This window comes from Paenibacillus oceani (genome assembly GCF_014705615.1).
In the GTDB taxonomy this organism is placed as follows: Bacteria; Bacillota; Bacilli; order Paenibacillales; family NBRC-103111; genus Paenibacillus_AB; species Paenibacillus_AB oceani.
The window spans coordinates 300,105-312,618 of sequence record NZ_JACXJA010000006.1 but is presented as its reverse complement, the minus strand read 5'-3'; the positions used below and the strand labels follow the sequence as shown (position 1 = coordinate 312,618).

Sequence of the window (12,514 nt, the reverse complement as noted above, 5' to 3'; positions counted from 1 at the left end):
AGTCTTTAAAATGTAACGGTCACCATGGCGCTTATTTACTCCGAATCACCTCCAAAAATGACACTTCTCGTCAATTGGCTGCATCTATGTCCGTTTGAAATCAAATGGATCGAAATTTACCACAAAAACGGCCGCTGTGTCCGTTAGAGTTTTAGTTCTTATACACCGTTCACTGCTTCCGCTCCTCCGCTCCCAACCTAGCCGATCAGTACGATATCGCTTGCCCCTCCCCCTTTGATCCAAACCAAAAGCCGTTCTAATACGGCGTTCATAAACAGACGCTCGTAGTATAGCGGCATGTGCTTTATGCTGATTCGATAGGGTTAGGTAAAACCGATTATCCCCAATACGACAATTGTGAACATGCGCTCCTCCGCTCGCATATAGAAAAGACCGACCGGACGGTTTTTCTTGCTGCAATCGTTCCACATTCCGCGATTTATCGAGGTTTTCCGGGCTTTTATCCGTATCCTCGGGCTTTTATCCTTGTGCTCGGATGTCGAACGGAAGAGATAATTGCGGTTAAAACCGGCAGTGTGGTTTTATGGGGATGCCGAAAGGAAGCCGCAGCAAGAACGACTGCAGAGGGAGGTTGCAATCCGCTATGACAGATCACACCCGACAGACGGGAGCGGGGGAAGTTCGGATGACGTCTGCCGCCGTGTCCTACTGGTTTGCCGGAAACATCCTCGACGAGTTTCCGAAGTTCGACCCGACCACGGGCCGATTTATGGAAGGCGAGGGCTGGGCGGTTACGAACCAGGACATCATGCTGGGCATGGCTTACTTGTACAAGACCGGTTATTCGGGCAACCGGCTGTACCGGGACGCCGGACTGCTGGAGAAAATCGGCCGGACCGGCGACGCGCTCAGGGATTTTCAATATCCCGACGGCAAGGTTGAATTCGTCAAAGTAGACGGCTCAAAGTGGGGGCCCATCTATATGCCGTGGTCGATGTACCACTGGCTGGAAACGTATCGGATGATCGAATCCGATCTGGACGAGCCGCGCCAAGCCCGCTGGAAGGAAGGGCTGCTGCTCGCTTACGAAGGCATCGACCGCGAACTGCGCGAGCTGCTCGCCCGTCAGGCGGCCGATCCCGCCCGGCAGGTCGTGCACAATATTCCGGCATGGAACGCGATGGCGCTGCACCGCGCGGCGTTACTGTTCGCTCGACCGGATTGGAAGCAGACGGGAGAGCAGATGATCCGGCTGACGCTGAACGAACAGCACGAAGACGGCTTCTGGCCCGAGCATCACGGACCGACGACGCTGTACAACCTTGTCTACATTCACGCACTCGGCTTGTACCATCGCCACGGCGGACGGCTCGACGTGCTGCCGGCTCTGGAAAAGGCGCTCCGCTTCCATGAACGGTTTACGTATCCCGACGGCTCGAGAGTCGAGACGGTGGACGGGAGAACGAAGTATGACGCCCACCCGAGTCCGATGGGGCTCGTCGGTTTTACGCTCGTGCCTTGCGGAGAGGGGTATGCGAGAAGCTTGATCCGGCTTGCGATTCAAAGAGGTATCCGCTGGAAGGGAGCCCATCTGGCTGATCTGCTGCAGCATTGGAACGTAGAACCTGAGACAGGCGAGCAACCGAGCTTGTTCGAACAGCCTGCGGCTGCTGAAGAACTGGCCCGCTCGATGATGGTGAAGCGGAATGGCTGGTATGTTGTACTCAGCGCCTTCACCGCCGAGAAAGTGGAATCCCGCTGGGGACAAGACCGGCAAAGCTTCATCGGCGTCTGGCAGGAGCAGGCGGGCTTGATCGTGGGAGGCGGCAACTCCAAGGAACAACCGGAATGGAGCACGTTCGAGCTGAAGACGGCGGACGGCGGGCATTACTATGTCCCGGATGCCGGACAAGTCGATCTGGACAGGAGCGAGGCGAAGCTGGTTTACGGACCGCGCACGCTGACCGTAAGGCTGCAGACGTTGACGCAGAAGTCCGTTCAGCTTGCGTTCGCCGCCGATCTGGACGAAGCGGACTCGGCGGTCGTCCATATCCCGCTCCAACTGCACCTCCATCAGCCGCTGAGAGGCGGTGACGGCGCGGAAATCAGGCTGACCGACCAAGCTTTGGAGCTGACCGGAGAGCGGGGCGGTCATAGCTTGCGCCACGGGTCGTGGCTGCTCGAGCTCGAAGGGCCTTACCGGCTTGACTGGCCGTCCTATCCGTTCAACCCTTACGCTGCCGACGGTGCCGCTCACCTGGCCGAAGCGGTAGCGGTGCTGACGCTGCCCCTTGAACCGGGAATGGAGCGCGTAGTATCCCTATCGACAATCCGAGAATAAACACCGCGCCTTTTTCGCAAACGCTATCATTATGAGCTTTAAGGAGGAAGATTATCGTGCCGCAACCTGCTTCAAGCGCTCCGCATGTGTCGGGCGCTCCGGTTTCCGCCAGCCGCAAAGCGGTCGTAAAAATATGGCGAGACCGGTTTCTGTACTTCCTCGTGCTGCCCGGCCTTTTGTACTTTATCATCTACAAATATATTCCGATGCTCGGAATGATAATCGCATTTCAGGAATACAGTCCGTTTCTCGGATTTACCGGAAGCGAGTTTGTCGGGCTCCGCCATTTCAGCCGGATATTTTCCGAGCCGGAAGTGCTCCGGGTTATTTGGAATACGCTGTACTTGTCGTTTCTGCAGATCGCCTTTGCCTTCCCGGCGCCGATCATCCTGGCCGTCCTGCTGAATGAAGTGCGCAACCAGCTGTATAAGCGGCTTATTCAGACGGTTGTTTATTTGCCGCATTTCTTGTCATGGGTAATCGTCGTCGGCTTGTTTTTCATCTTTTTGCGTTCGAACGGGATCATTAACCGGATTCTTCAAGTGTACCTCGGTTTTGAGGTGCCGGTCGATTTCCTGACTGAACCGGACTTCTTCCGTCCCCTGATCATCATTCAGGTTATCTGGAAAGAAATCGGCTGGGGGACGATCATCTTCCTGGCTGCGCTTGCCGGAATCAATCCGGATCTGTACGAGGCCGCCATCGTCGACGGGGCGAACCGCTGGAGACAGATCTGGCATATCACGCTGCCGGGCATCCGCTCGACCATCGTCATTCTGCTTATTTTACGGCTGGGGCATGTGCTGGACAGCGGGTTCGAACAAATTTTCCTGATGCTTAACGCGTTCAATATGGAGATCGGCAATGTGTTGGACACCTTCGTTTACTACAAAGGGATTCAGCAATCGGACTACAGCTTTGCAACCGCCGTTGGGATGTTTAAAGGAGTCGTGGGGCTCATCCTCGTAGGCGGGGCCAATTACTTGGCCAAGAAATTTGGAGAAGATGGCATTTACTAACGAAAGAGGGGAGGTTCCTCATGAAACATAAATCACGATCCGACCGTTTGTTCGACTCGCTTAATCATGTGCTGCTGGCTTTATTGGCTTTATCGATGCTGTTTCCGTTTTTGTACATTTTCTCGGTCTCCTTTACGACCTTCGACGAGTTTTTGAAAAGCGAGATTTTGTTATGGCCCAAAGTTTGGGTGACGGATGCGTACCAATACATTTTCCAGTCCAAGCCGTTCATTCGCGCAATGGGGATGACCGTGTATTTGACCGTCGTGGGCACGATCGTCAACTTGCTGTTCACCGCGTCGATGGCTTATGCGTTATCCCGCAAAATCTACGGACAGCGGCTTATGATGTTCATGGTTTTATTCACGATGCTGTTCTCGGCCGGGATGATCCCGACGTTCCTAATGGTCAAGGCGACGGGGCTGCTTAACTCGATTTGGGCGTTAATCCTTCCCGCGGCGATCGCGCCTTTCAACCTGATCGTCGTCAGACAGTTTTTCCTGAACATTCCGAACGAGCTGTATGAAGCCGCAGTTGTAGACGGGGCCAACGAGTTCCGGATATTCTGGCAGATCATCCTTCCGCTCTCCAAGCCGGTGCTGGCTGCGTTCGGTTTGTTCTATGCGGTCGGTCATTGGAACACGTACTTCGGCGGAATCTTGTACCTGAACGATCCGAAGCAGTGGCCGATCCAGGTCATCCTGAGGCAGATCGTCATCCAGAGCGACGCAAAAAATGCGCTTGGCGCAGCGGAACAGTTGATGCTGGACAATCCGCCGCCCCCGGAAACGATTCAAATGGCCGCTATATTGGTCGCAACACTGCCGATCCTGCTTGTCTATCCGTTTCTGCAAAAGCATTTTGCCAAGGGGGTGATGTTAGGGTCGGTCAAGGGGTAACGTTGGTTCAAATCCATACAAGTTGAACTAAATATCATCGATGGAAAATCCCAATGTAGAGGAGAAAAGAAATTTGCTTGAAAGCTAAGAGTTTTCGTTAGAAAGCTGCTTCGGAAGGTTAAGCTCCCGGTGTCAACAGTCCGAAGGCCAATCCAACTCGAGACACTCAAAACAAGATGTCTGAAGCTTCAAGCAATTTTTTTCGCAACGAAATGGACTTCAACTTTCATTAGTTCAACTTATAGTACAAAAATCCGAAGGGTGGTTTCTACAAATGCAAACTCGGAAAAAAACGGCGGTTTTATCCGTCGCCACGGTATTGCTTACAACCAGTGTGGTCGGTTGTTCGTCGGCAGGCGGCGACCCGGCACAGAACGGCTCCGGATCAGCCGCGCCAGGCACGGACGATAAGGCGAAGAAGTATACGATTAATGCGATGAAGCCTTACTACGGGGATATACCGGGCTCGGAAGGCCGCGGTCTTAAGATGATCAACGAGAAATTCAACGTCGACTACATCCCCGGTCTCGTTCCCCAAGGTATGTACGAGGAGAAGCTGACCGTCACCCTCGTTTCCGGAACGCTGCCGGACGTGATGGTGTTCCAGAGCGCCGACTTGACGAGCAAATATAACAAATTTGCCAAACAAGGCGCGTTCACGCCGCTCGACGAGTATATCGATCAGTATCCGTCGCTCAAAGTGATTCCGAAGTTCGTCCTGGATCAATTCCGGATTAACGGCAAGCTGTATGCGATTCCGCAATATTATCCGAAATTCGGCTTCACGACGATTGTCCGGAAAGACTGGCTCGACAATCTCGGGCTGAAAGTGCCAACAAGCTATGAGGAATTGAAGCAGGTAGCTATCGCCTTCACCAAAAACGACCCGGATAAAAACGGCAAAAACGATACGTACGGGATTGCGATCGGCAAAGATATTAACCCGTCGTTCACCCAGGGCGCTTATTGGGATTCTCTTGCCTGGTATCATAAAGATGCGCAGGGCCGGTTCATCCCGGGGAATATCGGGCCGGGACGCAAGGAGATCGTCTCGATGCTGGCCGACCTGTACAAGGAGAACGCGATTACGCGCGATTTCGCCACGATCGATTGGGCGAATACGAACAAAGAGTTTTACTCGGGCAAAGCGGGAATTTTCATCGGCACGCCGCGGGGGATGTCCCAGGCTTACATGGACGGGCTGATGAAAATTAATCCGGCAGCGAAGTTCGTCCATCTGGATCAGTTCAAGGCGCCGGACGGCTCGCAGGGGATGCTGGCGGGCAGCGGCTTCAGCGGCTTTGAAGTCATTTCCGCCGAAGCAGGCAAAGATAAGGGCAAGGTGAAGCGAATTCTGGAGATGGTGGATACCGGACGCCACTTTTACCCGGACGGCGAGAAAAACGAGAAAAATGCGGACTTCGACTGGCTGTACGGCAATGTCGGACAAGGGTACGATATGGTGAACGGCCTGCCGGTCACGAAGAAAGATGCGGCCGCTCAAGGCTTGCAGCCGCTCAACTATTTGATCGACGGCGTAGCTTGGCCGGCCAAAGATTCGGACCTCAACTATTTGCTCGCCTATCAGGAGCCGCTTAAATCGCTCGCCGGCGAAATTATGAAGTCGTATTCCGCGATGAAGTATTATGCGAATCCGACGAGCGGAGTCGTATCCGAGACACAGCTAAGCAAAGGCGCCGATTTGACGAAATATTTGAATGACGAGCAGACGAAGATGATTGCAGGGCAACGTCCGATTTCCGACTGGGATAAAATGATCGAGGAATGGAAGGCGAAAGGCGGCGAGCAGCTGATCAAGGAAATGAACGCCGAAGCCAAATTTAAAGACATGAAGGAAGGCTGGAACTAAATCGAATCGGCCGCCACAGCATCTGCCCGCAACTGGGCAGATGTTGCTGTAAGCCGAAGACAAGCGGGGCGTTTCGTGATTAAATGAAGGGTAGAGGAGGTGGATCTAGTGAAGCAGACGATCAGACTCGCCTTTCAACGATTCACCGCCGCCCTGCTGCCGGTTGTGATTGCTTGCAGCGTCTCTGGCTGCGGATGGCTGAGCCCGGCGAAGGAGCAGGGCGTCGAAGCGAACGGCATCGACGAGGTTACCTACATCAACTACATTTGGGACGAATCCGCGCCTGCGGAAGGTGAAGGACTCGCGATGATCCAGGAACGGTTCCGGATTCGGATCAAGTCGCAATTCGTTCCGCAGACGGATTATATGAGCAGGCTGTCAGTGCTGATGGCCTCCGGCGGTATGCCCGATGTGGTCGGAGTGAAAGATTTGGACTCCAATTTTTTCAACTGGGCGAAGCAAGGCGCTTTCCTTCCGCTGAACGACTATTACGACCGCTATCCGAGCCTGCAACTGGTGCCGGCTCACATTCGCGACCAGTTTACGGTAAACGGCAACATTTATGCGATCCCGCGTTATTATCCCGAGCAGTATTTATTCGTCATTATGCTGCGCCAGGACTGGCTTGCAAAGTTGAATTTGAAAGTGCCGACGAGCTACGAAGAGCTGAAGCAGGTGGCGCTCGCTTTCACCCGGGACGATCCCGACGGCAACGGCAAAAACGACACCTACGGTCTGGTTCTCTCGCAGAGCATTAACCCGGATTATCATGCAGGGGCGTACTGGGACCCGGAAGCCTGGTACCACCAGAACTCGGAAGGCCAGTATATCCCCGGCATCATCGGACCCGGACGCAAGGAGGTGATCCGAATGATGGCCGACTTGTACAAGGAAGGAGCGATAACGAAAGATTTTGCCGTGATGAACTGGAATCAGGGCAATCAGGAGTTTTATTCGGGCCGGGCCGGCATTTTTATCGGTTCGCCGAGAGGCATGTCCGAAGTGTTTATGGGAGGATTGCTGAAACTGAACCCGAACGCGAAGCTTGTCACGATTGAACCGTTTACGGCTCCGGATGGCTCGCAAGGGTATGCCTCGCAGCGAGGCTTTCTCGGATTTACGGCGCTGTCGTCCAAGCTGTCGGGCCATCCGGACAAAATAGACAAGATTATGGATGTGATCGATTACGGCCGAAACTTTATCCCCCCGTCCGAGCGTACGCCGGGCAATCCGGACTATGACTGGCGCCTTGGCGGGCTGAACAAGGGCTACAGCTATGTAAATAAGGTCATACACCAGACAAAGATGCGGGAAGGAAAAATCCCGGCCCTTTACTTGTTCGACTCGATGATGTGGGCGCCGAGCGATGAAGCGAATATATACTCGGGCAATTACCAGATTCCGCTGTTGAAGCAAGTGACCGGGGAGATGGAGCGGATGTTCGTCAAGTTCAAGGACAAGACCTATATGAACCCGCACAGCGGGATCGACTCCGAGACGTATATGGCGAAATGGACGGAGCTGACACAGTTCTTGATCGTCGAGCAGACGAAAATGATTACAGGCCAGCGGCCGGTCTCGGATTGGGATCGGATGGTCAAGGAATGGTCGGAGCGGGGAGGCGCAGACATCGTCGCGGAGATGAATCGCGGGATTGAGGAGAGAAGAAGTAAGGGAACGGGCATCGGGAGCAAGTAAAGGGCTGCCGTGAGAACGGCGCAAAGCCTGGCCTCGGCCCTGCAACAATCAATCCGGCGACCGGTCTGCAGGCGGCTTTATCGGGGATGTAGGTGCTCCCCGCCCCTACAACCGGTTAGCTTGACGATAGCGCGAAGGCGGCATCCCCATCTTGGCCGAGAAGGCCCGGCTGAAATAAAAGCCGTTGTCGTACCCGCAGCGGCGGGCGATATCGTCAAGCGTCAAGTCGGTCTCGACCAGCAGCGCCCGTGCGCGGTTCAGCCGGATCGATGTCAAGTAAGCGCCCGGCGTCGTATGTTGCGAAGCGCTAAATCTGCGGGTCAGCTGGACCGGGCTTAACCCGAGCTGCCCCGCCAGCTCTTTCAGGCTGAACGGCTCATGCGCCCGCTCCCGGATGATCTGCCCGGCGTGTTCCATCAGCGGGTCCCGTTTCGCATCTCCGGACAAACGCCCCTCGCCCGCTTCCCAGCTGTACAAACGCCATATATCCTGAAGCAAATATTGTTTGCGGTTCATATAAGGCTCTTCATGGAGATCCCACACCGCCCGTAAATAATCAAAGTCGGAAAACAGCCGGTTATGGTCGCGGATCGTCACTTTTCCCGCAGGCAGTCCGGAGGGAGCGACCGTCCCGGCGCCAACGGAGCAGGCGCCCGTTTCCTCGCTGCCCGCCGGGCTCGAACCGTCTTCCAGGGAGAAGTTAAATACGAAAAAGGTTAGCGGCCGGACCACCGTACGACCAAACGGGACGAACGGAGGACAAAACACGAGATCTCCCCGCTCCGCGATGCCTTTCTCCTCGCCGATCTCATAGCGGAACGAGCCGGATTCGACGGCGAACATCATCCACTTGTAATGGGTGTCCACCTCAAACAGAAATCGTTCCTTCTGCTTCCAATACATCACGTTGTCGGTTTTGGGGAGCCACCGTTCCAGCGCCGTCGCATTCATCGCACAGTCACTCCTATAAGTGAAATAAAGTATAAATTAATGATAACTTATTGAATGTAAAAAGAAAATAGAATCCTCTATCATGAAATTATGTGTAAAAGATTTCAAGAGGGGATGAGACGCGTGAAGAAGGAAACTATACGGACGGATATTACGGTCATCGGAGGAGGACTCGCAGGCGTATGCGCCGCGGTTGCAGCCGCCCGGCAAGGACGGACGGTGGCGCTCGTGCAGAACCGGCCTGTGCTCGGCGGCAATGCGAGCAGCGAGGTGCGGGTATGGGTCAGCGGCGCTTCCGCAACGGGCACGAACCGATTTGCCCGGGAGACCGGAATCATGGGCGAGATGTTCGTGGAGAACCAATTCCGCAACCCGGACGGGAACCCGTATTATTGGGATCTGGTCGTGCTGGAGACCGTCAAGGCGGAGCCCAACATTCAGCTGTTTCTGAATACGGATGTGCACGAGGTTGAAGCAACGGGACCGGAGGGAGACCGGCGCATAACGTCGGTAATCGGATGGATGATGGGATCGGAGCGCCGAATCCGCTTCGAAAGCTCTCTCTATGCGGACTGTACGGGCGACGGTCTTATCGGCTTTCTGGCCGGCGCGACCTACCGGATCGGGCGCGAAGCTGCGGACGTGTACAGCGAATCGTGGGCCCCGCAAGCGGCCGACGATATCACCCTCGGCAGCACGCTGCTGTTTTATACGAAGGATCTCGGGCATCCGGTCAAATATGTTCCGCCGTCATTCGCCATTGATATTACGAAAACGACGATACCGGAGCGGCGCATCATCCGGTCGGGCGATTCGGGCTGCTACTACTGGTGGATCGAATGGGGCGGCGAGGTCGACACCGTGCATGAGAATGAACGCATCCGCGACGAACTGTGGTCGGCGATTTACGGAATCTGGGATTACATTAAGCACTCGGGCAAATTCGATGCCGACAATCTGACGCTGGAGTGGGTAGGCTCGATTCCGGGGAAACGGGAGTATCGCCGCTTTATCGGCGATTACGTGTTGAACCAGAACGACGTTCTCCGCCAGGAGCCTTTCGACGATCGCGTCGCGTTTGGAGGCTGGTCGATCGACCTGCATCCGCCGCAAGGGATGTATGCCGTAGAAAGCGGCTCGAAGCATATGTACGCCGACGGCATCTATCATATTCCGTACCGTTCGCTGTACTCCGTCAACGTGTCCAACATGCTGATGGCCGGGCGCAACATTAGCGCTTCGCACGTCGCCTTCGGTACAACCCGGGTCATGGCGACTTGCGCCATCATGGGAGAAGCGGCGGGCACGGCGGCCGCATTATGCGCCAAGAAGGGTGTGACGCCGCGCGAGCTGCACGCGCATCATCTGGAGGAGCTACAGCAGACGCTGCTGCGCCAGGATGCATCGGTTATCGGGCTCGTCAACCGCGATCCGCTCGATCATGCGACAAGGGCCGCCGCCGCTGCCTCGAGCGAGCTGACCGAACTGACCATAGATAAAGCGGTAGATACGCTGCCGCTCGAAGCCGACGCGGGGCTGCTGTTCCCGGTTCATCCGGCTATGGAGCGCATCGGGCTGCTGGCGGACGTGTCCGAGGAGACGGTGCTGGAAGTCGAGCTGTGGGATACCGGACGCGCCGAGAACTTTGTTCCGCATTCCCGGATCGCTAAAGCGGATATCCGCGTCAAGGCGGGGGCGGAGCAATGGGTCGAGGCGGAGCTTCCCTGGCATCCGTCCGAACCGTGCAATGCGTTCGTCATCGTCAGAGCGAACGATGCTGTGACTTTGCGACTGTCGAATCAGCCGGTGACGGGCGTGTTATCGTTTGTCCGCGGGAAACAGCCTGTCGTCGATCCGAGACTCGAAGAGCGTCAGCCGGCTCAGCCGGTTGTCGAATGGAGCATGCGCAAGCTGGCGCGCAATCCGATTTGTTTCCGCCTGTCCGGCGTTACGGCCGCTTATGCGGCGGGGCGCGCGATCGACGGTTGTGCCCGCCCGTACGGCGGACCGCATATGTGGGTATCGCAACCGATGACGGAAGGGCGTGAGGAATGGCTGGAGCTAAGCTGGCCGGACCCGGTATCGGTATCCGAGGTGCAACTGATCTGGAACGACGATGTGAACGAATATTTGATCAATCTGCATTATATCCGCACTCCGTTTGATGTGATGCCTGAGCTTGCTGCCGATTACCGGGTGGAGGCCCAGGTGGACGGAGAGTGGACGGTACTTCACCGGGAGACGGATAACCGCAAGCGCAAAAAGACGCACCGGTTCCAGGCCGTAACGACTGGCAAGCTGCGCGTCGTGGTCGAGCGGACCAACGGATGCCCGCGGGCGGAGCTGATCGAGATTCGGGCTTACAGCTGATGCGGCAACGATCGAGCCCCCATGCCGATCGGGCTGTATAACGCTTCCGGAACTCCAAGCGACTAATCGGTTCGAATCATGAAGCTTAGAGGAAAAGACGCTTCCGCCACCACGTACTTGTGGATCGGAAGCGTCTTTTACCTGAGGGAACGAGCTAGACAACAAGCAAGTGGAATGCGGAGAGCACAAGACCGATTCCGAAGCCGCAGATCGCCCCGTTGACGCGAATCCACTGGAGATCGTGGCCGATTTTGTCTTCGAGCATCGCAATCAGCGTGTCGTTGTCGTACTTGTTAATATTTTCCTCGATCAGAGCGCCGATCTTGTTATGATTGCTCTCGATCCAGCCGGCCAGCTTGTCCTGGATGAACGTCTCGATCCGCTCCACCTGCTCGGGCGATTGTCGGACCCGCTCGATCGCCTGATCGAGGATCGGTACGACGACCTCCGGTGCGTAGGCTTCGGTGTGGATGAAGGCAAGCAGCCGCTCGCGCGCCTGCTCGAGAAATCCGGAGAGCGTAGCGGCCAGATCGAAGCGGGACAGCAGGTCGGCCTTCCACTGCTCCAGCGCTTCCTTCGTCTCCGGCTTCGCCACGAACGTATCGAGCTTCAACCGAAGCGTCTCGCTGATCGCAATCCGGGTGGCGTTCTGCTCGTCACGAAGTTCCCAGATTTGCGTTTGCAGCATTTGCCGGATCGTCTCGCCGAGCCGTTCCTCGCTCATAAAGCCGGCGAACGCGTTCAGCGCGAACGACATGAGTCCGTTGGCCGGTATGCGCCCGATCGCATCGGAAGCCATCGCCCCCATTTGCCGCACCGTCGATTCCCGATTGAGGAATTCTTCAGCAAAGTCGAGCACGAAGTCGAGCGATTTGCCGTCCCAATCGTTTGCATAGGCGTAATCGAGCAGCCTCGACGCGATACCCGCCGTATCGATCGACTGAAGCTTGCTGCCGATCTCGCGCTCCAGCACCGGCACAACCCGCTCAAGCGGGAACGAACGGACGGCATAATCGCTCACCGACACGATGGCCGAAGCCGCTTCTTTCTGATGAATCGTCGCTGCCGCGCCGTCCAGCAGCCTGGACGTGACGGACAACTGCTTGAGCTTGGCGCGAATGCTCGTCTTGCTGAGCAGATCGTTCTCGACGGTCGATACGAGCGCTTTCGTCACCCGCTTGCGGTTGTTCGGCAGGATGGCCGTATGCGGAATCGGGATTCCGAGCGGATGCCGGAACAAGGCGGTTACGGCAAACCAGTCAGCCAGTCCTCCGACCAGTCCGGCTTCAAACCCGCCGCGGAGAAAACGGACCCAGCCGATGGACGAGAACGGCACCGTTATCAGAAAGCCGATCGCCATAACGAGCAGCGAAATGGCGGCGATATGTCTCGTGTTCGTTTTCAT

Annotated in this window: 8 protein-coding genes; 6 read left to right on the top strand and 2 right to left on the bottom strand. The window is 56.0% G+C overall.

All coding sequences use genetic code 11. The annotated features are described in order from the left end of the window. Positions 1–604: 604 nt before the first annotated feature. The 5 genes from IDH45_RS06670 to IDH45_RS06650 all read left to right on the top strand — a co-directional run bounded on the left by IDH45_RS06670 (position 605) and on the right by IDH45_RS06650 (position 7,788). Positions 605–2,302 carry a hypothetical protein gene (locus IDH45_RS06670; protein WP_190925871.1) on the top strand — a complete coding sequence of 566 codons (1,698 nt, stop codon included), beginning with the start codon at positions 605–607 and terminating at the stop codon, positions 2,300–2,302. A 56-nt stretch (positions 2,303–2,358) separates the two neighbouring features. Then, on the top strand, positions 2,359–3,321 hold the full coding sequence (locus IDH45_RS06665) for an ABC transporter permease (RefSeq protein ID WP_397326991.1): 963 nt from the start codon (positions 2,359–2,361) through the stop codon (positions 3,319–3,321). 20 nt (positions 3,322–3,341) lie between these two features. Next, positions 3,342–4,220 carry a carbohydrate ABC transporter permease gene (locus tag IDH45_RS06660; RefSeq protein WP_190925869.1) on the top strand — a complete coding sequence of 293 codons (879 nt, stop codon included), beginning with the start codon at positions 3,342–3,344 and terminating at the stop codon, positions 4,218–4,220. A gap of 274 nt (positions 4,221–4,494) precedes the next feature. After that, entirely contained in the window at positions 4,495–6,090 is a 1,596-nt protein-coding gene (locus IDH45_RS06655) for an extracellular solute-binding protein (protein ID WP_190925867.1), read from the top strand. A gap of 108 nt (positions 6,091–6,198) precedes the next feature. Beyond that, the gene (locus tag IDH45_RS06650) at positions 6,199–7,788 is read left to right on the top strand and encodes an extracellular solute-binding protein (protein ID WP_190925865.1); all 1,590 of its coding nucleotides are present in this window, start codon (positions 6,199–6,201) and stop codon (positions 7,786–7,788) included. Between the two features lie 105 nt (positions 7,789–7,893). Here IDH45_RS06650 and IDH45_RS06645 read toward each other — a convergent pair whose 3' ends face one another. After that, on the bottom strand, positions 7,894–8,739 hold the full coding sequence (locus tag IDH45_RS06645) for a helix-turn-helix domain-containing protein (RefSeq protein ID WP_190925863.1): 846 nt from the start codon (positions 8,737–8,739) through the stop codon (positions 7,894–7,896). A gap of 123 nt (positions 8,740–8,862) precedes the next feature. Here IDH45_RS06645 and IDH45_RS06640 point away from each other — a divergent pair, with 123 nt between their 5' ends. After that, positions 8,863–11,109 (top strand): FAD-dependent oxidoreductase, encoded by a 2,247-nt coding sequence (locus tag IDH45_RS06640; protein ID WP_190925861.1) that lies wholly within the window; start codon positions 8,863–8,865, stop codon positions 11,107–11,109. A gap of 154 nt (positions 11,110–11,263) precedes the next feature. Here IDH45_RS06640 and IDH45_RS06635 read toward each other — a convergent pair whose 3' ends face one another. Further along, positions 11,264–12,514: a DUF445 domain-containing protein gene (locus IDH45_RS06635; protein WP_190925859.1), complete on the bottom strand. Its 1,251-nt coding sequence runs from the start codon at positions 12,512–12,514 to the stop codon at positions 11,264–11,266.

Excerpts from the sequence above, each read along its gene's own strand:
- IDH45_RS06670 (WP_190925871.1), top strand. The coding sequence starts at position 605 with ATGACAGATCACACCCGACAGACGGGAGCGGGGGAAGTTCGGATGACG.
- IDH45_RS06660 (WP_190925869.1), top strand. The coding sequence starts at position 3,342 with ATGAAACATAAATCACGATCCGACCGTTTGTTCGACTCGCTTAATCAT.
- IDH45_RS06655 (WP_190925867.1), top strand. The coding sequence starts at position 4,495 with ATGCAAACTCGGAAAAAAACGGCGGTTTTATCCGTCGCCACGGTATTG.
- IDH45_RS06645 (WP_190925863.1), bottom strand. The coding sequence starts at position 8,739 with ATGAATGCGACGGCGCTGGAACGGTGGCTCCCCAAAACCGACAACGTG.
- IDH45_RS06635 (WP_190925859.1), bottom strand. The coding sequence starts at position 12,514 with ATGAAAACGAACACGAGACATATCGCCGCCATTTCGCTGCTCGTTATG.